The organism is Mangrovimonas sp. DI 80 (assembly GCF_001975575.1).
Taxonomy (GTDB): Bacteria; Bacteroidota; Bacteroidia; order Flavobacteriales; family Flavobacteriaceae; genus Mangrovimonas_A; species Mangrovimonas_A xylaniphaga.
This window is the reverse complement of sequence record NZ_MSDT01000003.1, coordinates 200,064-224,680: the sequence shown is the minus strand read 5'-3', so window position 1 is coordinate 224,680 and position 24,617 is coordinate 200,064. Positions and strand designations below refer to the sequence as shown.

Below are 24,617 nucleotides of genomic sequence, written 5' to 3'. Positions count from 1 at the left end.
GAAAAGAAATAATTAACATGGAAGAATTAACAAACCAAATAACTGAAATAAATGGTGTTCTAGATATTTTTTGGATTCTCGTTGCCGGTATCTTCGTATTTTTTATGCAGGCAGGCTTCACATTGGTTGAGGCTGGTTTCACCCGTTCCAAAAACACCATCAATATTGTAATGAAAAACCTGATGGACCTCTGCATAGGCTCCTTAGGGTTTTGGGCCATAGGATACACCATCATGTATGGTGATTCCATTGGAAAATTTATTGGAAGCCCTTCATTGTTCTATAACGAACCAGGAGACATGCACAATTTGTTTTTCCAAACCGTATTTTGTGCCACCGCTGCAACTATCGTTTCAGGAGCCGTAGCTGAACGTACAAAATTTTCAACCTACATTATTTTCTCCCTGATCATGACCACCATTATTTACCCAATCTCAGGCCACTGGGTATGGCAAGGAGATGGTTGGTTAACAGAATTAGGCTTTATTGATTTTGCGGGATCCACAGTGGTACACTCTGTAGGAGGTTGGGCCGGATTGGTAGCTGCAGCATTAATAGGCCCTAGGATTGGAAAATATACAGGAGGCAAATCAAACGCAATCCTTGGTCACAACATGATGTACGGAGCATTAGGTGTGTTTATTCTTTGGTTAGGATGGTTTGGTTTCAACCCAGGATCTGAACTTGCCATTTCAGGAGGAAGCGCCAACAATGTTGCCAATATTGTTATCACCACCAACTTGGCCGCTGCCGCAGGAGCAGTCACAGCTTTAATCCTAACTTGGGTTAAATACGGTAAACCTGATTTATCAATGACCTTAAATGGCGCCTTAGCTGGATTGGTAGGAATCACTGCAGGATGTGCAGCTGTCTCCCCAGTTGGAGCCGCCCTTATTGGAGCCATCTCAGGATTTACAGTAGTGGTATCTATTGCGGTAATCGATAAAAATTTAAAAATAGACGACCCTGTGGGAGCTATTTCAGTACACGGTGTTGTTGGAGCCTTAGGAACCTTATTGGTTGGTGTATTTGCTACCGATGGAGGCTTGTTCTACGGAGGAGGCTTTAAACAATTGGGAGTTCAAGCCATTGGAGTTTTCAGTATCGGGGCTTGGGCAATTGTAGCCACTTTCATTGTACTATTCATTCTTAAGAAAACCATAGGACTGAGAGTTCCAGAACAAGATGAAATAAAAGGATTGGACATTACCGAACACGGAATGAACGCCTACAACGATTAACTAATTTAACTTTGCAAATACAAAAAACCCTCGACAGCAAATGCTTCGAGGGTTTTCTTTTTAAAATATATTTTTTTTTAATCTAAGCCGAATTTCTACTGGCATTGATATTTCCGAACAACGAGCGCGTTACAATCTTCTCAAAGATCTCTATCTGCTGTTCATCTCTTACCTCTGCCTTCTCCAGCTCTTGGATTTTCTTCAATGCATATTGCTGAATGGTCAACAACGGCAACACAATAGATTCCCTTACTTCAATTGACGCCTTCCCTGCAGGCTCATCTTCCATTAGGGTTTTAAACCCTGTCAATTTCAACAGCAAGCGTTTAGTGGTTTCGTATTCTGTATAAATGATTTTCCAAAACTCCCCAAACTCAGGATCGTCTGCCATATATTTAGTTAAGTCAAAAAAGGATTTTGACAAGGACATCATACTATTGGCGATTAAGGTTCTAAAGAAATTGGAGCTTTTATACAGATGTTTCACTTTATCAAATTCTCCAGCATCTTCATAAGTTTTCAACGCTGTCCCCACACCGAAAAACCCAGGAACATTCTGTTTCAACTGACTCCACGACCCCACAAAAGGAATGGCTCTCAAGTCAGAAAAAATAAGTTTGTCGGATTTTCCACGTTTCGATGGACGGCTTCCAATATTGGTCTTCGCATAATATTTTAAGGTACTCATACGCTCCAAATACGGAATGAACATAGGGTGCCCTTTGAAATCCATATAAGTTTTCAAACTGATTTTAGCCAAATCATCCATTACGGCAACATTGTCCGGAGACATGCGGTTAACATCCTCGTGCATCTGATTATTGAGCCCAGAACTTATCAGCTGCTCCAGGTTGTATTGAGAAGAATCCAAAGTCCCAAAATTAGAACTGATGGTCTGCCCCTGTATGGTCAACTGTACTTCCTTATCTTCAATTGTTGGCCCCAATGAAGCATAAAACTGATGCGTTTTTCCACCACCTCTTGCCGGTGGCCCACCACGGCCATCAAAAAAGATCACGGTTACATCATATTTACGCGACACCTCAGTAAGGCGTTCCTTAGCCTTAAAAATAGCCCAGTTCGCCATAAGGTACCCACCGTCCTTCGTTCCATCGGAAAACCCTAACATGATAGTTTGTCTATTTCCCCTAGCCTTTAAGTGTACTTTGTAAGCTGGATTGGTATAAAGCTCCTCCATAACTAGGTGAGCATTTTCCAAATCGGTAATCGTTTCAAACAACGGCCCAATATCCACGGTCAATTCATCTTGGAAGGCCACCAACTTCAACATAGCAAACAACTGCATAACATTAAGCGTTGTTTGGTTGTTACTAATGATATAACGGTTTGCAGCACGCTCACCATTATTCGTTTGTATCTCTTTAATCACCTTGATAGTATTCAAGGCTTTTAACACTTCTTCGTCTTTTATCAAGGACAAATCAACTTTACCTTCCACTTCAGAAAGTATTTTCACCTGCTCTTGTTCGGAAAGTTCATTGTAGTTTATAGGAAAAATATCACTTCCACTTTCTATCAAGGTATCCACCATAGCAGTAAACACCTTGTCATGCGCCCTACTATCTTGCCTAATATCTAAAGTGGCAAAATGGAACCCAAACAGGTGCACTTTGTTCAATAAACTGTTGACTTCTTTATAATAAAGTGATTGATGCTTTTCCTCGATGGTATCAAGGATGAATTTCAGTTCAGACTGAAAATGCTCCAACGTAATATTATCCTCGGCATTCACATCAACAAACGCGTTATATAGTTGTGCTTCCAAAGCCGAAATGCGCTCTTCCACATCACGGAAGGTCAAACGCCTTCTTAAGGTCCTAACACTTTTATAATAATTTTTAAGAATGGTCATCTTAAGCCTATTGGCCACTTTTAGTGTTATTTCTGGAGTCACAAATGGGTTTCCATCCCTATCGCCTCCAGGCCAAAATCCAAGATTGATGATATCGTTATTTATATGTTTTCCATCAAAAATATTCTGCTGGATATAGTCGTAAATGGTTCCGAAGGAATAATAAAACACATTTTCCAAATACCATATCAAACTAATCGCTTCATCATATGGTGTTGGTTTGGTGTGCTTAAAAAATGGTGTTTTTCCCAATTGGGCCAACAGGTCATTGATCAACAACAAATCGTTGTTTTGGATAGCTTCGGTAAGATCTGTTATGATTCCCAAAACGGCTCCAGGATAAAACTGTGTAGGGTGCGCCGTAAGTACAATGCGTACTTTAAATTCTTCCAAATACTGACGCAACATCTCCAAATGCCCTTCAGAAGTAACAGATTCCTTCAAACTTCTCAAGGTGCCTATCCCATCCATGTTGTTTACTGTAGGGAAAGCGGCATCTTCAATAGCATCGAACAATACGACCTGGCGCTCGATATATTGAATGAAGCGAAACAACAAATTAATTTGACTTTCCTTACTGCGCCTTCCTTGGTACTTTGAAAAAAAGGTATCCACAATAGTTGTGGGGTCATCCCCTCTTTCAAACCCCTTTTTGCAGGTTTCATGAAACAGCGGCAATAAAACGCCGGTCTTGGAAATGGTATCAAAAGGTAAGGTCATAAATATACTGTTGTATATCTGATATTTGGACAATACTTCTTGATTAAATCGTGTTAATTTTGGTTGTGTTCCCATAAAATTTTTCTCGTAAGAGTGAGGATATAAAATTACTTAAGCTTCGTGAAAAGTCATAAGTTTTAAAAAGAAATACAGAATTTTCAGTTTTTCACCCTTAAATTAATGATTCTTTGCTGAAATGTATAGTATAGCATTTTTTTTTGAACATTAACCATTTATTCAAAAAAATCACCCAATTCATATATTAACAATTCATTAAGTTGCTTTTTAAGGCAAAGTGTTTTGTTCTTTTAATTTAATCAGTACATTTGTAGCCGAATTTTAGAGGAAAGATTTGACTGATTGCAACCTCATTAAAAAATGCTAAAGGACAGTGATAACTTCCTTTGACGCTACCGTCAAATCTCTCCATTTTAAGCATATTTTATTTATATTTTATGGCATATTTATTTACGTCGGAGAGTGTATCTGAAGGACACCCAGACAAAGTAGCGGACCAAATAAGTGATGCTCTTATTGATAATTTTTTAGCGTTTGACCCAGACTCCAAAGTAGCTTGCGAAACCTTGGTAACCACGGGACAAGTAGTACTTGCCGGTGAGGTTAAGTCAAACACCTACCTAGATGTTCAAAAAATAGCAAGGGACACCATTAATAAAATTGGATACACCAAAGGCGCCTACATGTTTGATGGGAATTCTTGCGGGGTGTTTTCTGCCATCCACGAACAATCTGAAGACATCAACCGAGGAGTGGACAGAGCCTCCAAAGAAGAGCAAGGTGCCGGTGACCAAGGAATGATGTTTGGTTATGCCACCAACGAAACCGAAAACTATATGCCGCTGGCATTGGATTTATCTCACAACATCCTTAAGGAGCTTGCCGAATTAAGAAGAGAAAATCAAGATATAACTTACTTGCGCCCTGATTCTAAAAGCCAAGTTACTATAGAATATAGCGACGACAATGCGCCTCAACGCATTGACTCTATTGTTATTTCTACGCAACACGACGACTTTGGTAGCGACGATGAAATGTTGGCTAAAATCCGTAAGGATTTAGTGGAAATTTTAATTCCTCGTGTGATTGCAAAACAACCAGAGCACATTCAACAATTGTTCAACGACAACATCACGTACCATATCAATCCTACCGGAAAGTTTGTAATTGGAGGTCCTCACGGAGACACAGGATTAACTGGACGAAAAATTATTGTGGACACTTACGGAGGCAAAGGAGCTCACGGAGGTGGTGCTTTTTCAGGAAAAGATCCAAGTAAAGTAGACAGAAGTGCCGCTTATGCCACTAGACATATTGCCAAAAACTTGGTTGCCGCAGGTGTTTGTGACGAAGTATTGATTCAGGTGAGTTATGCTATTGGTGTTGTAGAGCCTATGGGAATCTTTGTAGATACTTACGGTACTTCACATGTGGATTTAACGGATGGAGAAATTGCAAAGAAAGTAGGCCAAATTTTCGATATGCGCCCAGCAGCCATTGAAGAGCGTTTGAAATTACGCCAACCAATGTACAGTGAAACTGCCGCTTACGGACACATGGGCCGCACCAATGAAGTGGTTTCTAAAGTATTTTCACAACCAAATGGAGAAGACATCACAATGGATGTTGAACTATTTACTTGGGAAAAACTAGATTATGTAGATACAGTAAAGACCTCTTTTGGACTTTAATTGATTATAAAAACATCCTTTTTTAAAAAATGCCTCGAGAACCTCTCGAGGCATTTTTATTTCCATCCATTATGTAATTCAGAAAAAAATAAACGAAATTAGAACAAACCAAAACTTTAAAAACTGACACTTTTCTGAATGACTATTTCCGAAAAACCAGCCAAACACATCCTTCCCATTATTGTGATCTCCCAATTTTGTTGTACCTCACTTTGGTTTGCAGGAAATGGCATCATGGATAATTTGGTAAAAAATTTCAACTTAACCGAAACCGCCTTGGGCAACCTTACCTCTGCCGTACAATTTGGTTTTATAATCGGCACCTTAACCTTTGCCTTGCTCACCATTGCCGACAGATTTTCTCCCTCCAAAGTCTTTTTGACTTGCGCCATTCTTGGAGCGGTTAGCAATTCCTGTATGATTTTTAATGGTAACAACTATAGTACCTTATTGACATTTCGTTTTTTAACAGGATTCTTCCTTGCAGGCATTTATCCTGTAGGCATGAAAATTGCCGCTGACTACTATCAAAAAGGACTTGGCAAATCATTAGGATTTCTTGTTGGCGCTCTGGTTATTGGTACAGCTCTCCCTCATCTTTTGAAAAGCGCGATGCAAACCATTTCTTGGACCTATGTATTAACAGCTACATCTTGTTTGGCCCTCATCGGAGGGGTAGTCATTGCCGTTTTTGTGCCAAACGGCCCTTACCGAAAAGCTAGTAAAGGTTTAGATTTTAAAGCCATCTCAAGAGTTTTTAAAAACAGAGAATTCCGATCTGCGGCCTTTGGATATTTTGGGCATATGTGGGAACTCTATGCGTTTTGGGCATTTGTTCCCTTTATGCTGAAACATTACAACCAACAAACCCATAGTAACATCAACATCCCTTTAACCGCATTCTCTATAATCGCCATTGGTGGACTGTCCTGTGTTTTGGCTGGATATATTTCCCAACGAAAAGGAGCCAAACAAATGGCCTCAACAGCACTTTTACTTTCGGGTATATGCTGCCTTCTATTCCCTTTGGTTTTTCAACTTGAAAATTTCCTTTTTGTGTCATTTTTGATTTTTTGGGGAATGGTGGTCATCATGGACTCCCCAATGTTTTCTACCATGGTCGCCCAAAATGCCCCAACAGAAATAAAAGGAACCGCGTTAACCATTGTCAATTGTATTGGCTTTGCAATCACCATATTCAGCATTCAACTTTTAACCCAATTAAGTAGCCGTTTCGATTCGCCTCTCGTATTTTCGATGTTAGCTATTGGTCCTATATTTGGACTTATCGCACTACTGAAGCCTAAAAACTAATCAACACCACCCAACCTTTTCGGTGATTTCTGTTCAGGCCACAATTGCTGTTCACCTGTTTTAGGATCCATAGGCATGACTATTTTTTCACGGGAAGCAGTTTCAGGATCTTCAGATGCCATATAAGCCAAAATAGCCGTTAAAATAACGTTGCTCCTTAAATCATCAAACACGATTTTATCAAAAGTATCCCTATTGGTATGCCAAGTATAATCTCTGTAATCCCAATTTAGGGCACCCAAATAAAATGCCGGTACTCCTGCCGCTACAAAGGACGCATTATCCGAACCACCGCTACTAGGCGACCCTGGAAACGTAGTTTTCACCTGCTGTGAAATGTCTTTAGGTACGGCTGCCAACCATCTTGAAAGATATTCGTAGGAATTCAAAAAACCTGCCCCCGAGATATCCGTGATTCTCCCCGTTCCGTTATCCTGGTTCAAGACCACCTGCACGTATTCTACAATTTCAGGATGATCTTCAACAAAGGCCCTAGAACCATTCAAACCCTGTTCTTCACTTCCCCAATGCCCCACCAAAATGGTACGTTTTGGATTGGGATAGACTTTTTTCAGAATGCGCATCACTTCCATCATCAACACAGTTCCTGTTCCATTATCGGTTGCTCCGGTGGCACCATCCCAAGAATCTAAATGCGCCGATAAAATGACATATTCTTCAGGTATCTCAGACCCCTTAATCATTCCTATGGTATTAAACGCAGGCACCAAGCCCAAATCTTTGGAACGAGCCACCACCCTAACTTCGGGCTTCTCTCCACTTTCTGCCAAACGGTACAGCATGGTATAATCTTCCAGTTCTACATCTAGAGTTGGAATACCCTTTGTTTTAGATCCAAAAATACGATTCACTCCAAATCCTTTGGACCAATAACTTGAGATAATACCAACAGCACCGGCATTCTCCAATAACCTAACAATATCTGAACTTTTGTAACCTGTTCTTGCTATGTTTCGATACCATGCCCTTGTTATGGAATCGCGAGAATTCTTCAATTTTTCAAAAGACTCAGGCTTAGCAAACTTCTCCCAGCTACTATCAGGACGCCCTGTTAACTGATACATCGAAGTCAAAACAAACTTTCCTTTTACTGTCTTTAACCATTTCTGAAAATGTATAGAATCTTTCACAACGGGCAAGGTCACCACCTCTCCAACCACACCTTCTGGAGGAGTCGTTGGACTCCAAGCCAACTGAATCCCGTCTAAAGATTGCACACGAGGTGACACCATATCGATGTGGGTGATGCCACGCTCCCATCCTTTCCACTCGCCCCATTGCTCCCTTTTGGCTTCAATGCCCCATTTTTTATAGGTTTTCATAACCCAATCACTGGCCTGTTCCATTTGTGGCGTTCCTGTTAACCTGGGACCAATGACATCCAAAAGGTGATGTGCCAAATTTTCCAATTGGGAATTATTATTAGCCTCTTGCTCAATTTGAGAAATAATGTCTTGGGATTCCTGCGCATAACTCATGGAAGTCACTAATATTGCCACCGTCAGCACACATCTTGTAAACAGATTACATACCATATCTTCAGAATTTTCAACAATCTTAAAACCTCTAAAATAAAATTATTTTAACACATGGAAGCAACAGCCTGTAAGAAGCTTCCAAACAAGGTCAAAATCAATTTTTCCGCCAAAAACTTTAACATAAAACACAGGCCTCCAACTGATAAATATCATTTCAATTTTGTTTTTTTAAACTTATATTTAAGGCTCAATAGCTCCTCATTTTATCTCTCCAAGATTAAGCTTCTCTTAAAGAAATCCTATAAAAATTATTAACGTTCTACAATGTCATTTTCTGTGGCAGGAATCTTGGCAAACAACAATAATCCGCAAGTTAAACGAGAACAATACTTAAAAATTAGGACTCATGGAAACGCTAATAATCCAAAATTCAGATTTGCATTTTGAGCACAAACAATGGGAAAGAGAACTCTTTTTTTGGGAAGATGAATTGAAATCCTTCAACAAGCGTTTGGAAGAACTAGTAAAACGCTATACCAATCACAGCGTTTTAGCACAATTGGAACATTTCCAAAACCAATTTATCCGTCAAGTAGAAGTTATGGACACACTTCAACACGACATCAATGTACATGAAACAGACATGACCGAGCATGAAAAAAAAGGCGAGGACGTGATGAATTTCAATCTGGCAAAAAAACATTTTCTGTTAAGGGAACGCATGGAAACCCAAAGAATGATCTATCATGATTTAAAAACGGATTTCTTCAAGTTCCTCTCAAAACACATGTAAAAACACTTTCATAACAGGGTCGTAATGACAAAAATTACGGCCCCAAAAACGAACAATAAATAAAAGCATAAAAGTCATGAATACTGCAACAGACACTTATAAAAAAGGGACTATTCGGGTAATGATTACCGAAGTATTCCCAGAACTCATCCACCTAAAAAAAGTAGATGACAGGGAGACTTTCAACAATCTTATCCTAAAAATTTTACCGAGTATTAAAAAATATATCCGCGGAAGATTGGCCGCACTATCCACCCACCCACATTTTTCAAGAAATAAATACAGCGAGGACGATATTGTTGACCAACTCTTCATAGAAGTTTACGACCATATTGAAGAGGTAAAAAAAGCCGATGATTTTTATCTATGGTTATTTAAAAAAACTGACGAATTACTCGAAGACATCACCGTTGAAGAGGAATTTGACGACTTCTTCTACAAAAATATTGATGAGTACACCAAAGACGAATGGAATGAAATGGAAGAACAGTTTAGCACAGATGGCGACGGCGATTTATTGATGATTGAAGAATTGGACGATATTTCATACAACAAAAACGACTACCTGCTAAACCATGTCTTTATCAAAGATGACGAGCAAGACTACATTGAGAAATTGGACAAAGAACTCGACGAAACCAAAATTCAAAAGCACATTGCCATGGTACTCAAAAAACTTCCAATCCCAATGCAATCTGCCTTCGATTTGTTTGCAAACTACAATTTTACCCCAACCGAAATAGCAGATCTTAAACGGATGAAAACCATAAAAGCAATACAATTGATTCAAACTGCCAGAAACAGCATTCGAGACAGCTTAATAAGTAGATATTTATAATTCTTAGAAACCTTGAATTCACACATTATGGAAACTACACATACAAACCCAAAAACCGAGCTTCTATTGGGAGCTGGACTGAACGTGCTTCACTTTGAAAGCAAAGAATGGCTCGAAAACCTGGCCTTTTGGAAAGATGAAACTCGATTTTTTGAAGACCTTTTGTCTAAAAAAACTCCTATTACCGAGCAACAAAAAGAACATGCAGACATGCTACGGGAACTAGACCAAATTCACAAAGATCTTTTTGAGGACTTTCAACAAGTAATCATGAAACACGAGCGAAAACTTTCTAAAATTGAAAATGGAGACCAACAAATCTCCGATAGCAATTTTAGGGAAGAACACAGAAAAATAAAAGAGCGCATTACCACCTTTGAAAATAACTTCCGGTCATTTAAAAAAATCGTATTCAGCTTTGCGAAAAGTCTGTAATCGGAACATTGATTTGACACAACTAGACACGCCAACTAAAGATTGGTGTAGCACTGCCTTACCCTGAACTCAACATAATTCAATTCACCATAGGAAAACTTGTTGAATACAAATGAACAATTAAAGTTCGATTTCCAACTGTACCGGACAATGATCTGAACCAAAAACATCACTCAAAATTGTTACAGATTTCACCCTATCCACCAATACCTCGCTCACCAAAAAATAATCAATTCTCCAACCCACGTTGCGCTCCCGGGCCTTAAAACGGTAGCTCCAATAGGTATAGGCAACTTCATCTGGGTGCAACGTTCTAAACGCATCCACAAAACCAGAAGCAATAAAGGCATCCATGCCATCTATTTCTATTTGAGTATAGCCCGCTGTTTTGTTATAGTTTGCCTTGTCATTCTTTAGGTCTATGGGTTGATGTGCCACGTTAAAATCGCCACAAACTATAACAGGCTTCTTAGCCTCTAGAGTTTTTAAATACTTCAGAAAATCTTCGTCCCACTGCTTCCGATAATCCAACCTATCCAATTTTTGACCCGAATTGGGCACATATACATTCACCAAATAAAAATCCTCATATTCCGCACACTGCACACGCCCTTCGTCATCATGTTCTTCTACCCCAATATCATTGGCTACACCCAAAGGAACTGACTTTAATAGTAAAGCACTTCCTGAATAACCCTTTTTACTGGCCGAATTGAATTTTAGCGTGTATTCTTCAAAATCTCCCAAAGCCTTAAGCACCTCATTATCCTGGGCCTTGGTTTCCTGTAAACACAATATATCTGGCGCCATATGTTCTACCGCCTCTTTAAAACCTTTACCCAATATGGCTCTTATTCCATTAACATTCCAGGAAACAATTTTCATACGTTTAAGAATTTGATTTACTAAATATATGAAGGAAAATTAACAATAATACCCAAATTACGCCTTAAGCAATTTTGAAGGAATCAATAAAAATGGGATTTTCAAATTAAACCCAATTTGATTGATATTGGATTTGAAAAACAAATTCTCGAAAAAGGAGTGCTTATTATTGATCATGACCAATAAATTGATTTTTGCCTTGATCTGAAATTTTTCGATGGCATTTACAACGGTAGCATTACTCACACTATGAAATATATGAGCTATGTCCTTAAAGTAAGTCTCCAAGGTATCTTTATTCTTTTCTTGCCATTCAGAAAGTCCGTTTTCCGGAACCACATTTAAAATATTCACCCGAGAACTATGAGCAGACAAAATATCGCGGATAGGCTTTAACTGACTCTCCTTATAATCGATGGAATAATCGGTTGGAAACAGCACCTCATGAGGTGTTTCAAAAGGAAAATTTTCTGGAATTGCCAATACAGGACATTTTACATTTTTAAACACCTGTACTGTATTGGATCCAAACAAAACCCCTTTGGTTCCCGAAGCCCCCTTGGTTCCCATCACAACATAATCAATGGCCTTTTCCTTTACAAAAAGGATAATTTCCTGAATTAAGGTATTAAAAATAGCCATGGTCTCAATTGTGTGCTTAGGATTACGAAACTCTTTATGCATCCGGTCCTTAAAATCATTCAATTGCTCTACTGAATTTGACCTAGCCGTATCCACCATTCCCAGTTTGTCGGGAATCATCAATGCATATTCTATCTGATAAATTGGAGGTGTATAAGTGTTAAGCAAATAAAACTTGCAGGTTTCATGTTCAAAAAGCTGCAAGGCATATTTGATGGCATTCCAAGAATTCTCAGAAAAATCGGTGGGAAGAAGAATATTTTTCATGACATTTAAATTTAATTTTCATGCGCTTTGGGCCCTTCTTCTGCTATACTTAGGAATAAACCTCAACTAATTCTCAATAAAATCTAGGGGTATTGCCAATGAAACCGTTGAAGCAGTTTAAATTTCGCTCCAAGATTCCACTACTAAAGTTACACAACTTAAACACTTAAAACAATGACATATATCAGCAGGAATTTGAACTCATAGAGTTCCTAATTTTAAAAGAGAAGCCATTAAAACAGGAAGTATTTAAAAAGCAAAAAGCCTGCAATTTCTTGCAGGCTTCTGTTGTTTTAGTGGGGAGAGCAGGATTCGAACCTGCGAAGACATAGTCAGCAGATTTACAGTCTGCCCTCGTTGGCCGCTTGAGTATCTCCCCCAAAACCGAGCGCAAATATACTACAGTTTTTCATTTGCGCAAATAAAAAAGAGAAAAGAACTCAATTATTTTTCCTTCTGAAAGAATTAACCTTCTACAACGTATAAATCAACCTAAACGTAACATACATTGGCTGAATATAATACTCACTGGCCCTGATACTAGTATCACTGGTGCTACTTTCGTTTTGAGCCCTCGTGTCCAACAAGTTAGTTGCTTTTAGCTCATACTCCAATTTGGCATCTTGATTTTTTCTATAGGACAAGGATGCATTCCAAAACTTATAATCGTTGATTGTACCATCTTCATTGCTGAAATTGGTATAGGAGAAATCAGTTCTAAAAGTTATGGCCTTCCAAATGTAGGCATCAAACTCAACGGATGGCGTACTGGTATAAAACTTAGCTCTAGTATCGCCTTGGTCACTATCTTGAATGGTATAGGCATAGCTTAGTTCCACATTCGGTGCCTCTCTAAAATTGGTACGAAGTTCGGCTTTATAATTTTGGGTGTAGTTTTCATTCACCGAGGTCTGCGATTGGATAAATTGTGCAAATTTGGAATAGGTCAAACCTCCAATAACCGAAGCCTGCAATTTCCCAAAACGTCTTTGAAAACGTCCATTGGCAGAAGCCGTTTCATCTGCAAAAGACGAGTTAAAAGGGGAACTTGTACGAATCACACTTTCAAAATTAGACAGACTCCTAATTTGATCAATGCGCTTGCTGTAACTTACCATAGCAAACACATTGGTATAATTAAACATGTTGAAGCTGAAATAGGTCAGGTTGACGTTATGCGACACCGCATTATCCAAAGTCTCGTCCCCGGCAAAAATGGCATTATAGTTATTCAACACCAGCCCTTTTGCTAAATTGGTCACATCGGTAAATTGGGTTTGCATTCTATAATTCAAATTGATATTTTCACTCTTCTTCAACTGAATACGCATATTGAAATCTGGCAGTACTCGGAAGAAGTTGTCCTTATACGTATCGCCATACTGCACATTTTTTGTACTGTAGGCATGGGTGGAAAATCCAGGAGACACGGTAAACTTCCCTCGTTTGAAACGGTAATGAACCCCCAAATAAATATCACTGAAATTATAATCGGTATTATTGGTATCCAATCCGTCATTAAAGGTTGGCGTAGGGTCAAAAACCGAACCATCATCCAAAACCTGAAAGATCTCTGAGTCGAACTTCTGATTACTCAAAATGGTTCCGAAGGTAAAATTGATATCGCTTCGTTGGCTCAATACATTCCAATAATCCAACTTGGCATCCATTTGATTGGACTTGATTCGCTTGTCCTGCCCTATGTCATACACCAACTGGTCCGCGTTCATCCCCAAAGCGTTCGCTGTATTCTCATAATTCTCCTTATCCTCTAAAACAGCATTGTAAAATGGATCTTCATCCTGAATCAAATGCTGCACTTCCAAAGCGAAAATATTCTTCTCATTCAAGGTATAGTAATAGTTCAGATTTTGATTAATGCTATACGGACTGGTTTCTTCATACTGGTTGGTGTTTCCTATAACAGAAGAATTGAACAACTGGTCTTGCGACTCTTTGGACATCCTCCCCACAATATCATAATCCAACTGGTTATTTACATTAGGCTTGTACTTGGCACTCAGTTTTAGCATTCCCAAATCACTTCGTTGCATGGTATTGCTTTGGGTAAGCTCATCCGGAATTCCCAACTCTGGATTGGTGTATTGCACAAAATTGTTTTCTTGAAGTTCGGTTTTGGAGTTGGAGAAAATAGCAAACCCACTTAAGTCTAATGATTTTTTTGGCGAATAACTAAAGTTGGCCGCCCCAAACTTGGTACTGATAGCTTTGGCGCGATTATTTTGCAATGCTAGAAAGCCTAAGTTGTTATTTCCTAAATCAATGTTGGTACCACTTTGTCTACTCGGCATTCTAAAGCCTCCCGTAAAGTTGAAATAGTCGCGTCTAGTAAAGGCTACTTCCCCTATATTGTTCAAATCTCCAATAAGGTTGATGCTGTATTTAGGACTGTAATAAAACAGTTTGGGCTGCACCACATACAAACCATCCTCGTTGGCCACGCCGGAACCTCCCGTAACATGGCCAAACCAGAAGTTCTCCTTACCTTCTTTCAACTTAATGTTTATGGCAATATTATCTTGGTTATCTGTCACTCCTTTCAATTGCCCTACTTCTGCATAATTTTTAAGCACCTGCACTTTATCCACCGCATTGGAAGGGATATTTTTAGTGGCCAATTTTGAGTCGCCATCAAAAAAGTCCTTTCCATCCACCATCACCTTCGACACTTTTTTACCTTCAACTTCAATTTCCCCATCGTCGGTAACTTCTACCCCAGGCAATTTTTTCAGAACATCCTCAAGTTTCCGTTCCGTTCCATTTTTAAAGGAATCGGCATTATAAATCAAGGTATCCCCTTTTACCGTTACAGGCATTTCATACACCAATTCCACCTCATCCAGAGTGTTGTCCATTTGCAATGAAAAGTCCTTAGTAATATCTGCTTCTTGGGTTGAAATAATTTCTTCATGGGTTTTCATCCCAATGTAACTCACCTGAATCTTGTACTTGGAATTAGCCTTTAAATTCAACTTAAAACGGCCCTTATCGTTCGTCGTCCCGAAGGATTCCAAAGTATTGCTCTCTTGGTTGATGGCAATAACATTGGCCAGTTCCAAAGGGGTCCCGATACTGTCCTTTACAACGCCCTCTACTTTAATTTGGGCAAAAGAATAACTTGTCGCTAATAGCAACATGGCTAACAAAAGTCTTTTCATTTTAGTGGTTTGGAATGTTTGATACTATGGAAATTGCGATTAGAAACGTCTGCCTTCACCGTGACGTCTACCTCCATACATTTCGCGCATTTCCTCAATTTTCTTTTTCACAATGTCGTTATACTCTTCACGAGTAACTTCTTTCCCTTTCGAAGGTATTTTAATGGTTTCCTTCTCGTCTGGGTTCAATACTATTTTAGAACACAGTATGGTCGTTCTATCTGCGTTGACTTCCAAAATCAACCCTGGCAATCCCCAATATTCTCCAGGCCCCTGGTTGACTGGAATTTGTGGTGTGTACCAAGCGGTAATAATAATTTCCTTCGGAACCTCTACCTCATCCATGACATTTTTAGATGTAGAATCTTTGGCTTTTTCCTTGTCTTGCAACTCGCTACGGTCTTTTGGTGGACGTGGTCTCATACTCCTAAAATCCATGTCATCCACTTTTTTTACTGCCGTAGCTTTGAAACAGGTATACTGACCAATTTGCTTGGTTTCGCTTTCCATTTTCCACTCCAACTTTGGCAATTCGTCCTTGATTAAAAATTGCTTTCCAAAAAACTCCTGCTCCTGTAGCAATTGAGCATCCTTTACATTTTTATACTGTGGTCCCGCTGTGAAATTCCCCATCATTCTCATAGGTCCTCCTGCACCGGGAGTTTCCAATTTTTCTTCTTCTTTATATATGGACTCCGTTTTATTGAACACAAGAATGAATGTCTTCTCAAACATTTGTTTCATGCGCTCGGCCATCATCTTTTTTTGTTCTTCTGTAAATTGCCGGCCACCTCCAAAATTGGACATGTCGATGGTAGTTTTGGATTCGTAAATGGCTTTGCCTTGAAATTCTTGTGCATTTGCCATACTCGTCATGACAAATATGAACAATAGGCATAATTTGGTAGAAATCGATTTCATATGATAAGGTGGTTGATTGTTAAATGATAAAATTATCTCTTAAACACCATATTAGACTTATGAAATCTTTAATAGTTAACCCTACAAGTGTTAAAATTTTCTTAAATACTATCCACCAATCTTAATTTCAATGTTGTGACCGTCACCCCGCTCGGAATTATAGCGTTCTTCCATTTCCTTGAGTTTCTTCTCCATGATCTTGTCAAACTCCTCTTGGGTTACCTCTTTGCCCTTTTTAGGCTCTGTAATCTCAACCTTATCCGCAGGATTCATAACAATCTTGCTACAAATAATGGTTTCTGAGCCATCATTAACTTCAAGGATCAACCCCGGCAAACCAAAATAGTTGGCCGGCCCATTGTTTATAGGAATTTGGGGTGTGTACCAAGCCGTCACGGTTACCGTCTCCATTTCAGGCTCCCTTTCCTGACTTAAATCCTTGTCGCCATTTACACTAATTCCACTAACAAGCTTGGGTTGCTCCCTTGTAATGGTTGCTTTGTAACAGGTATATTCTCCTATATTTTTGGTATCTGATTCAAATTGCCAATCTTCCTTTTTCAACTGATCTTTTATTAAGAAAACCTTCCCGAACACATCATTTTGATTGGTATAGCGTTCTTCTTTTGTATTCTTATACAATATATCCGAACCTCCGGTATTTACTACCACCATTTGCATGCCTCCCATTTGAGGCGCTCCCAGTTTTTCTTCTTCTTTATAGATAGACTCTTCCTTGTTAAAAGACAAAATGAAAGTCTTTTCAAACTGTTTTTTAAGCATGTCCATCATTTTTTGGTGCATCTCAGAATTCACCTGACTACTATCCAATTGGATATCGATTTTACGTTTGGTTTTATACGTGGCAACGCCTGTAAAATCTTGAGCATTGGCAATGGTTGTAAATACCATCAATATTGCAAAAACTTTAATAACTGTTTTCATAAGTAGTTCTTTTTGATTTTTTATTGGTAATAGCCCAAGGCCATTTTTTGTATCATTTTAATTTGATTGCAAAAAGCTTCCAAATCATTGGAATTGCCATCGGCCTTCATGGACAAAGACGACTTCTTTCCGTTTTTCATTGGTTCGCCATAGCACACAATTTGGAATGACAATTCTTTATTGGCTTCGGAGTTTTTAAAGATATCCTGTATTTCCTCTAGATTCAAGTCCTCCAAGTCCTGCATAGATTCAGCATTAATACTTATGAAAATACTTTCAAATTTAACCTCGCCACTTCCGCCAAAGTCTGCTACGCTTGGTGATTGGGCCAAGCATAAAACAGACATCAGACTTGTGACTAACACAATAATTAATGTTTTCATAACTGTTCGATTTTTGATTAATTGACACTACAAATATGGCTGTTAATTTCTGCAATTACAGTTAACTAGTGTTAACGTGTGTTAACCGATTAGTTTTCCAATGGCATAACATTTACATTTGAGTTATGAACGATAAACGCTACAATTGGATTTTATACATTATTGTTTTGGTAATCCTTTGCACCATTGGCATACAGGTATATTGGAATTACAAAAACTATCTTTCCAACAGGCAGCAATTGATCAATGAAGTCCAAATAAGTTTGGACAACGCTGTAGACGCCTATTATACCGAGTTGGCCGAGAACACTACTATTGGCTTTGCTTTCAATGGTGATGGGCAGGATGAATTTATGAAGAATGGCGGTGCTTTTGACAGTATTATCAAGCAAATTGATTTTTCTACCAAACAACACAAAGGTTTAGATTCCTTGGAGCTGAAAGCTATAGACGGTGTTTCAATTTTTAAGGGCAAAGCAGCCGATTCCATGTTAAGCTCCCTAAACCTTCACAAACCAAAAATGGGAGACCATGTATTGGAAGCAGCCTTTAACAATGAAGTAGATTCCACAAAGCGAAAAAACTTCGAAATACTCACCTCGAAAGTGGTCATTTCATTGTCCAGCGATAGTATTTCACTTCCAAAAATAGACACCCTTTTTCAAAAGGAACTTTTGCGAAAGCATATTGACATTGACTACAAACTCACTGAAAATGTCAATGACAATGATACCATTACCCTAAACCAACTCTCGTTCACACCAAAGAGTCAAAAGCTAAAAAAACAACATGTCTTAAGCACAACTTCGGAATCCTCATACTTGCCAAGAGGCAACAATCTCACGGTATTTTTCGCCAATGAAACAGCAGAAATCCTACAGCGAAGTCTTTCTGGAATTCTTATATCTACCATCCTAATTTTAGCCGTTATCAGCTGCCTGTTTTATTTACTAAAAATCATCAAGCACCAAAAACAGTTATCTGAAGTAAAAAATGACCTGATCAGCAATATCACCCATGAATTTAAAACACCCATAGCAACCATTAGTGCCGCCATTGAAGGCATTAAAAATTTCAACATACAAAACGACCCAAAAAAAACAGAGACCTATCTAAACATTTCCAACCAGCAACTTTCCAAACTCAATACTATGGTTGAAAAGTTATTGGAAACTGCCACTTTGGATAGCGACAACTTACCACTGAATAAAGAGACCGCCAACATCACGGAACTCCTGGAAACGGTCATTAACAAACATCAACTTCAGCTTGAAAACAAAACTTTAGTTTTCCAACCTAACCAAAAAGATGTGTTAGCTCATGTAGACGTTTTCCATTTTGAGAATGTGCTCAACAACCTTTTGGACAACGCCATTAAATATGGTGGTTCCCAAATAAAGGTATCACTAGACCAAAATCAAAATGGTTACAACATAGAAATTTCCGATAACGGAAATACCATTACTACTGCACATAAAGACCAGATTTTCGAAAAATTCTATCGTATTCCCAAAGGAAACACACACGATGTAAAGGGCTTCGGTATTGGACTGTATTATACCAAAAAGATTATTGAAAAGCATGGTGGGTCCATTCAATTGGACCTAACCAAAGATTGGACTACTTTTAAAATTAACATGCCTAATGACTCCTAAAACCACCATACTCCTGGCCGAAGATGAGGCTGCTTTGGGCCAAATTATCAAGGAGAGCCTTGAAACCAGAGATTTTAATGTACTTCTCTGCCCAGACGGCGAAGTTGCTTTGAACACTTATAAATTGAAGCATCCAGACATTTTGGTTTTAGATGTAATGATGCCAAAAAAGGATGGTTTTACACTGGCCAAAGACATTAGAGCCATAGACGACAGCATTCCCATTATTTTTTTAACGGCCAAATCCCAAACCCAAGATGTGGTAGAAGGTTTTTCGATAGGCGGCAACGACTATTTAAAAAAACCCTTCAGTATGGAGGAACTGATTGTACGGATTCACAACTTACTGAATAGATCTAAACTTCAAAAAGCTTCTAAAACCTTTCAGTTGGGCAAGTTTACCTTTGACTTTCCAAAACAGACTTTACAATTCCTTGATGAAAACTCCATTCAATTAACCCACAGGGAAGCCCATTTGCTATTTCACTTGATCCAAAACAAAAACAAGGTTTTGGATCGTTCCGTAATTTTAAACAAACTTTGGGGAAATGACGATTTTTTCAGCGCCAGAAGTATGGATGTCTTTATCACCAAACTTCGAAAAAAATTAAAGGAGGATACTGACATTCAGATTTTAAACGTGAGAGGTTTTGGGTATAAACTCATTTACTAAACTTTTCTCCCTCATATAAAGCCATATATTTTTTAATGATTCTAGTCATTTGAATAACATTAATAAGTTGCCTATTTTTGCAGAAAATTTCGAAAGCATCCCGACAAAAAACTAAGGCTCTATGGAAAGACACATTTTATTAGCTGAAGATGATATAGACCTTGGCACTTCTCTTATACAATATTTAGAATTCAACAAGTTCAAGGTAAGTTGGGCCCAAAATGGAGAAGAAGCTTTTGAGATGTTCAAACAACAAACTTTCGATATTTGCATCCTCGATATCATGATGCCCAAAATGGATGGGTTCTCCTTGGCAAAAAAAATGGTGGGCAGTAACCCTCATATTCCTTTTTTGTTTCTAACAGCAAGAAAAACTAAAAATGACCGTTTCAAAGGATTACGTTTAGGTGCCGATGATTATATTGTGAAACCTTTTGAATTGGAAGAGCTCATTTTAAGGGTAAACAATATCATTAGAAGAACTCTCCAACAACAAAAGCTAACGGTAGAGACCCAAACTTCAGACCTTATACAAATAGGCAAATACACCTTCGATTTCAACAACCTTGAACTCCATCTAGGAGATTCTATTCAAACCCTCACAGAAAGAGAGGCCCAACTGATATACTTTTTTTCAAACTACAGAAACCAATTGATTCCAAGAGAAGATATTTTAACCAAAGTCTGGAATAAAAAAGACTTCTTCTCTGGCCGCAGTATGGACGTATTCATTAGCCGCGTCCGTAAGTTTTTTAAGGATGATGAAAATATCAGCGTAAGAAGAGTGAGAGGCGTAGGACTTGAATTTCAAATAAATGAAGAATCAGAATAAAAAAAGCAGCTAATTAATTAGCTGCTTTTTTTTCCTATCCACGCTTCCAAACTTTCAAATGCATTTTGTAATTTCAATTCCATGAAGTACTCCCTTTTTTTATTGCTTTTTTACAGCCTTCTTGCCAACGCGCAAACATCTATTAAAGCCACCTTTGATGATTCAAGACCTTTTGAGGCAGATACCATCATTGCTATTGACAATTTTGAATCCCTCTACTACATCTCCAACAGTACTTTCCATAAGAAATATCAAGGAAAGGATATCAACTACGCCAATGTGCAATTAGGGAATCTTACTTCGGCAAATACTTTCAATCCATTAAAGATTAATTTGTTTTATAAAGACTTTAATACGGTTGTTATTTTAGACAATCGTTTGGCAGAAATTTTCAGAATTGATTTCAATACCAAACAGCCCTATAAAAATGTCTCGCATATAAGCACTGGTTTCGATAACAACATATGGATTTTCAATCAGGATTTACTTCAATTGGAACTTTACGATTACAAAACCAATACCACAAAAGCAGCCGCCATGCCCATCCAATCCAAAGTTTTGGACCTTAAAAGCAATTACAACTACTGCTGGCTACTTACCGAAGATTATCTGTACACCTACACCTATACTGGGAGTTTACTTTCCAAAATAAAAAATGAAGGCTTTACAGCTATGGGTACTGTTAATGAAATCCTTATCCTAAAAAAAGACAACCAACTTTACTTTTTGGGAAATGGGCAGAGCCAATTCCAAAGTATCGTCCTTCCCGAATTGTTAATAAAACAGTTTTTAGTAACCAACCAAACCTTGTATATTTACGATAGGGAAACCCTCAAACAATTCCATCTAAAAATTGATTAACATATGCATTTTGCAGTAGCAGGAAATATTGGCGCTGGAAAAACAACGCTTACAAAATTACTCGCCAAACATTTTCATTGGGAACCACAATTAGAAGATGTGGTAGACAACCCATATCTAGATGATTTTTACAATCAAATGGAACGTTGGAGTTTCAACCTGCAAGTTTACTTTTTGAACAGTCGATTTAGACAGGTATTGCAAATTAGGCAAAGTGGCAAGGACATTATTCAGGATAGAACCATCTATGAAGACGCCCATATTTTCGCTCCAAACCTCCACGCCATGGGCCTTATGACCAATAGGGACTATGAAAACTATCGCTCGCTTTTTGACCTTATGGAATCTTTGGTACAAGGACCAGATCTGCTTATTTACTTGCGTAGTTCTATCCCTAATTTAGTATCGCAAATCCACAATAGAGGAAGGGATTACGAAAGCTCTATTAGTATTGATTATTTAAGCAGGTTAAACGAACGCTACGAAGCATGGATTCATGGTTACGATAAAGGCAACCTTCTGATTATTGACGTAGACCAATTGGATTTTGTGTCGAAACCAGAAGATTTAGGTGAAGTTATCAATAGAATTGACGCCCAAATAAACGGTCTCTTTTAACCCCTTATTTAATAAATTTATTGGCTCTTGCATGGGCTATGGCCTCTTCGCTACTTTCTACCAAAAGTACAGGCGTAGTTTTGTAGTTTTCAAACAAACCGCGAACCCTTAACATTTTTTTGTTGTGTTTGACACTGCGAAGATAGATGGCCAAGATTCTATCTGGGTACATTTGCGCTATTTCGATATAGATATCGGCATCAAATTCACCACTATCCCCGATCAAGATAAACTTCATCTTAGGGTAGGTTTTCAAAATATTTAAAATCTCCTTTTGCTTTTGTGGTTTATCTCCTCTTTTTTTCTGCAGAATATTTTTAAAACTTCTTAGCAGAATAGGCCCTTTCGGAAATTGATGCTGCCTTAAAAACAACTCCAAATATCTATACATATTCCACGGACTATGGCTGACATAAAAAATAGGATTCGCATTTTCACCTGATCTTCCCCGATGCAACAAATGATAAAACCCAGGAGCTCCTTCTAAAGGCAACCGATGCTTGGCATTCTTAAAGATGGTATTATAAATTACACGCCATTTTAACAACGATACCACACCAGTATGCAAAAGCGTGTCATCAATATCGGTAACAACACCGTAATCCTCTTTTTCGGAAGGCACCAACAGCTCTCCCTGAAACCTATTATTGTTCTGAATTTTCCGCTTTGGATGGTCATCGCTATAGGACACCTCAAAATGCACCCAACCTTCCTCATTGGTCAATGCGTGTAAATCTTTAAGAGTGGTATCTACCAAAAAATAGCCGTGGTCATCAGTTTGGGTTTCAATTATTCTTGAATCTGGCAGGGTAATTTTAAGGTTGGCGTATTTAATTTCATCGCTTTCAAAACGCTTCCATGAATTTACCAATAAATGAAAAATATGATGCTGATCGAGATCAATCGATTCGTCTTCCAAAGCCCTTCCCCTCACATACAAATGGGAATTGGTCCCGTAACTTTGAAAAACAACAATTTGAAGCGGGTCTTTTTTAAACATTGAAACAAAATCATTTTATAAATGCCACCAATCTGGCCACAACCAAATAATAAAAAGGCCAACTACCAAGGCAATCCCAAACACTACACCTACCCATTTGGCAAGCTGTTTTGTGCCTAACATCATTGCCATAATACCTTTAAACACTAAATTGGAAAGTGCTGCTAGCAGAATAAGTTTCCATCCCAAATGCACGGAAATATTATCAATTTTCATCAATTGGGAAATCGACAAGGTAATGGCATCCACATCGGTTAGACCACTCACAATTGAGACCAAATATAAAGCTTCATTCCCAAATTTCTCTTCGGTAAATGCCACTGCCAACAAAATAAGCGCATACAGTAACCCAAACAAAAGGGCACTTTTAAATTGAGCAGGGTTTTCAGGTTCTGGCATTTCATCATCAGTTTCATCCTTATTCACCAAATAAAATAAGGCCGCACAAAGTAGAGCCAAGACTATAATTTCTGTCAATATCGGCAACAAAATAAAATTGAGTTTTTTAGGAACTACCACCGTTATTTCTATAAGCACCCGAACCAAGGACACCATGGATGCCGTGGCGATGACAAATGCCGCCATTTTATTTATATCACTGGTACTTTTGGTTTTTCGCGCATAACTTACCGTAGTAGCCGTACTGCTAATTAACCCTCCCAAAATTCCATTGGCAATCACCCCCACTCTTTTACCTGCAAATTTGTAAATGAAATAACCTACTACACTTATCCCTACGATCAAAGTTATCATCAACCAAATATTTCTGGGATTGAGCACACCATAGGGACCAAAGGTTTTATCTGGAAGAATGGGAAGAATCACCAAACTGATTCCTGCCAAGGTCATAATAGCAGAAAGATCCTTTTCACTCAAACGGTCGATAAAATGGTGCAACCGTTCTTTTACATACAACAAAATAGCCATCAAGGTCCCTACAATAACCCCAACCAACTGATCTCCCAAGACTAAATAAGCCCCAATGGAAAACATCAATAAGGCAGCTACCTCGGTGGTCTGACCAAAATCATGAGATTCGTCAGACTTATATTTGATCATATTGGCCGTCACAAACATGGCGGCAATAGATAATCCCAAAGCTGGTAAAATATATGGGTTATCATATACTTGGGATAAATACCCAGCCATTACGCCCAACACAGACAAAAGGGTAAAGGTCCTTACGCCCGCCATTTTATTATCGCTTTTTTGCCTTTGCACCCCAACTAGAAGGCCCAGTCCAAAGGCAATTCCCAATGTGGTTAGTTGATCGTAATTCATAAATTAAAGATAGTAAATCAAATGCGCTTCGTAGGGAGTTTCTTCCTTCAAAA

21 protein-coding genes and 1 tRNA gene are annotated in these 24,617 nt (G+C 38.5%); 11 read left to right on the top strand and 11 right to left on the bottom strand.

Annotated elements, in window-relative coordinates; genetic code table 11:
* Positions 1–17: 17 nt before the first annotated feature.
* Positions 18–1,241: an ammonium transporter gene (locus tag BKM32_RS07230; protein ID WP_076663222.1), complete on the top strand. Its 1,224-nt coding sequence runs from the start codon at positions 18–20 to the stop codon at positions 1,239–1,241.
* Between the two features lie 82 nt (positions 1,242–1,323).
* Here the strand turns inward: BKM32_RS07230 and BKM32_RS07225 are convergent, their stop codons facing one another.
* Complete coding sequence (locus tag BKM32_RS07225; protein WP_076663221.1) at positions 1,324–3,909, bottom strand: phosphoenolpyruvate carboxylase; 2,586 nt, start codon at positions 3,907–3,909, stop codon at positions 1,324–1,326.
* Between the two features lie 380 nt (positions 3,910–4,289).
* Here BKM32_RS07225 and metK point away from each other — a divergent pair, with 380 nt between their 5' ends.
* Entirely contained in the window at positions 4,290–5,543 is a 1,254-nt protein-coding gene (gene metK / locus BKM32_RS07220; protein WP_076663220.1) for a methionine adenosyltransferase, read from the top strand.
* A gap of 138 nt (positions 5,544–5,681) precedes the next feature.
* A complete protein-coding gene (locus BKM32_RS07215) occupies positions 5,682–6,857 on the top strand; it encodes an MFS transporter (RefSeq protein WP_076663219.1) in 1,176 nt (391 codons plus the stop codon).
* On the opposite strand, the gene BKM32_RS07210 is transcribed toward BKM32_RS07215, so the two are convergent.
* On the bottom strand, positions 6,854–8,413 hold the full coding sequence (locus BKM32_RS07210; protein ID WP_076663218.1) for a M20/M25/M40 family metallo-hydrolase: 1,560 nt from the start codon (positions 8,411–8,413) through the stop codon (positions 6,854–6,856). The two genes, BKM32_RS07215 and BKM32_RS07210, sit on opposite strands and share 4 nt — an antisense overlap.
* Before the next feature lie 349 nt (positions 8,414–8,762).
* On the opposite strand from BKM32_RS07210, the gene BKM32_RS07205 reads away from it, so the two are divergent.
* The 3 genes from BKM32_RS07205 (at position 8,763) to BKM32_RS07195 (ending at position 10,422) form a co-directional block, all read left to right on the top strand.
* Entirely contained in the window at positions 8,763–9,149 is a 387-nt protein-coding gene (locus tag BKM32_RS07205; RefSeq protein WP_053978505.1) for a hypothetical protein, read from the top strand.
* Between the two features lie 76 nt (positions 9,150–9,225).
* Positions 9,226–9,987, top strand: a complete 762-nt coding sequence (locus BKM32_RS07200; RefSeq protein ID WP_076663217.1) for a hypothetical protein — start codon at positions 9,226–9,228, stop codon at positions 9,985–9,987.
* A gap of 27 nt (positions 9,988–10,014) precedes the next feature.
* Positions 10,015–10,422 (top strand): hypothetical protein, encoded by a 408-nt coding sequence (locus BKM32_RS07195; RefSeq protein WP_076663216.1) that lies wholly within the window; start codon positions 10,015–10,017, stop codon positions 10,420–10,422.
* A 120-nt stretch (positions 10,423–10,542) separates the two neighbouring features.
* Here the strand turns inward: BKM32_RS07195 and BKM32_RS07190 are convergent, their stop codons facing one another.
* The 7 genes from BKM32_RS07190 to BKM32_RS07160 form a co-directional block, all read right to left on the bottom strand.
* A complete protein-coding gene (locus BKM32_RS07190; protein ID WP_076663215.1) occupies positions 10,543–11,307 on the bottom strand; it encodes an exodeoxyribonuclease III in 765 nt (254 codons plus the stop codon).
* Positions 11,308–11,364: 57 nt separating this feature from the next.
* Positions 11,365–12,216, bottom strand: coding sequence for a universal stress protein (locus BKM32_RS07185; protein WP_053978509.1), 852 nt, complete (start codon positions 12,214–12,216; stop codon positions 11,365–11,367).
* Positions 12,217–12,513: 297 nt separating this feature from the next.
* A tRNA-Tyr gene (locus tag BKM32_RS07180) sits at positions 12,514–12,595 on the bottom strand.
* A 94-nt stretch (positions 12,596–12,689) separates the two neighbouring features.
* Positions 12,690–15,395, bottom strand: a complete 2,706-nt coding sequence (locus BKM32_RS07175) for a carboxypeptidase regulatory-like domain-containing protein (RefSeq protein ID WP_076663214.1) — start codon at positions 15,393–15,395, stop codon at positions 12,690–12,692.
* A gap of 39 nt (positions 15,396–15,434) precedes the next feature.
* Positions 15,435–16,316 (bottom strand): GLPGLI family protein, encoded by an 882-nt coding sequence (locus tag BKM32_RS07170; protein WP_076663213.1) that lies wholly within the window; start codon positions 16,314–16,316, stop codon positions 15,435–15,437.
* A gap of 108 nt (positions 16,317–16,424) precedes the next feature.
* Positions 16,425–17,261, bottom strand: a complete 837-nt coding sequence (locus BKM32_RS07165) for a GLPGLI family protein (protein WP_076663212.1) — start codon at positions 17,259–17,261, stop codon at positions 16,425–16,427.
* A 20-nt stretch (positions 17,262–17,281) separates the two neighbouring features.
* Entirely contained in the window at positions 17,282–17,644 is a 363-nt protein-coding gene (locus BKM32_RS07160; protein WP_076663211.1) for a hypothetical protein, read from the bottom strand.
* A 125-nt stretch (positions 17,645–17,769) separates the two neighbouring features.
* On the opposite strand from BKM32_RS07160, the gene BKM32_RS07155 reads away from it, so the two are divergent.
* From BKM32_RS07155 to BKM32_RS07135, 5 genes are all read left to right on the top strand, one after another.
* Positions 17,770–19,299 carry a sensor histidine kinase KdpD gene (locus tag BKM32_RS07155; protein ID WP_076663210.1) on the top strand — a complete coding sequence of 510 codons (1,530 nt, stop codon included), beginning with the start codon at positions 17,770–17,772 and terminating at the stop codon, positions 19,297–19,299.
* Positions 19,289–19,972, top strand: a complete 684-nt coding sequence (locus BKM32_RS07150) for a response regulator transcription factor (protein WP_076663209.1) — start codon at positions 19,289–19,291, stop codon at positions 19,970–19,972. Before BKM32_RS07155 ends, BKM32_RS07150 begins: the two co-directional genes overlap by 11 nt.
* 121 nt (positions 19,973–20,093) lie before the next feature.
* Positions 20,094–20,804 (top strand): response regulator transcription factor, encoded by a 711-nt coding sequence (locus tag BKM32_RS07145; protein WP_076663208.1) that lies wholly within the window; start codon positions 20,094–20,096, stop codon positions 20,802–20,804.
* An 81-nt stretch (positions 20,805–20,885) separates the two neighbouring features.
* The gene (locus BKM32_RS07140) at positions 20,886–21,665 is read left to right on the top strand and encodes a hypothetical protein (RefSeq protein WP_076663207.1); all 780 of its coding nucleotides are present in this window, start codon (positions 20,886–20,888) and stop codon (positions 21,663–21,665) included.
* 3 nt (positions 21,666–21,668) lie between these two features.
* Entirely contained in the window at positions 21,669–22,283 is a 615-nt protein-coding gene (locus tag BKM32_RS07135) for a deoxynucleoside kinase (protein ID WP_053978518.1), read from the top strand.
* A 4-nt stretch (positions 22,284–22,287) separates the two neighbouring features.
* On the opposite strand, the gene BKM32_RS07130 is transcribed toward BKM32_RS07135, so the two are convergent.
* Together BKM32_RS07130 and BKM32_RS07125 are read right to left on the bottom strand one after the other, a co-directional pair.
* Entirely contained in the window at positions 22,288–23,283 is a 996-nt protein-coding gene (locus tag BKM32_RS07130; protein ID WP_076663206.1) for an App1 family protein, read from the bottom strand.
* Between the two features lie 15 nt (positions 23,284–23,298).
* Positions 23,299–24,564, bottom strand: coding sequence for an MgtC/SapB family protein (locus BKM32_RS07125; RefSeq protein ID WP_076663205.1), 1,266 nt, complete (start codon positions 24,562–24,564; stop codon positions 23,299–23,301).
* Positions 24,565–24,617 lie beyond the last annotated feature (53 nt).